This is a genomic window from Vibrio sp. 2132-1, assembly GCF_033344315.1.
On the sequence record NZ_JAWPON010000192.1, the window covers coordinates 1 to 846 of the forward strand.

General features: G+C 44.9%; 1 protein-coding gene. It reads right to left on the minus strand.

Features of this window, described 5'->3' with window-relative positions; genetic code table 11:
• The coding region (locus R8N47_RS24340) for an AAA family ATPase (RefSeq protein WP_318185997.1) at window positions 1–846 on the minus strand (846 nt) is incomplete at both ends.

The following is an 846-nucleotide window of genomic DNA, read 5'->3' on the forward strand; positions in this document are numbered from 1 at the left end:
ACTGCTTTACGGCAGATCTTAGAAATCTCACGCTCAAGACCACGCACACCCGCTTCACGAGTGTAGTAACGGATAATACCGATGATTGCTGAATCTTCGATGACTATCTCGTTTGGTTTCAAGCCATTACGTTGCACTTGTTTTTCAACAAGGTGACGCTTCGCAATGTTTAGTTTTTCATCTTCGGTGTAACCGGATAGACGAATCACTTCCATACGATCAAGTAACGGACCAGGAATATTCATCGAGTTAGACGTTGCAACAAACATCACATCAGACAAGTCGTAATCCACTTCTAGGTAGTGGTCGTTGAATGAGTTGTTTTGTTCAGGGTCTAATACTTCAAGCAACGCTGAAGCCGGGTCACCACGCATGTCTGAAGACATTTTGTCGATTTCATCCAGAAGGAAGAGAGGGTTTTTCACACCAACTTTCGACATTTTCTGAATCAGCTTACCTGGCAATGAACCAATGTAAGTACGACGGTGGCCTCGAATCTCTGCTTCATCACGCACGCCACCTAGGGCCATACGTACGTATTTACGGCCAGTAGCAGATGCAATTGAGCGGCCAAGCGATGTTTTACCCACGCCTGGAGGACCAACAAGACAAAGGATTGGGCCTTTTAGCTTATTGATACGATTTTGTACTGCTAAGTACTCCAGAATACGCTCTTTCACACGCTCTAGACCATAATGATCTTCGTTCAAAATCTCTTCCGCTTTCGCGAGATTTTTCTTCACTTTAGAACGCTTAGTCCAAGGTACACTTACCATCCAGTCGATGTAGCTACGAACTACTGTCGCTTCTGCGGACATTGGAGACATCATCTTAAGCTTTTGCAGC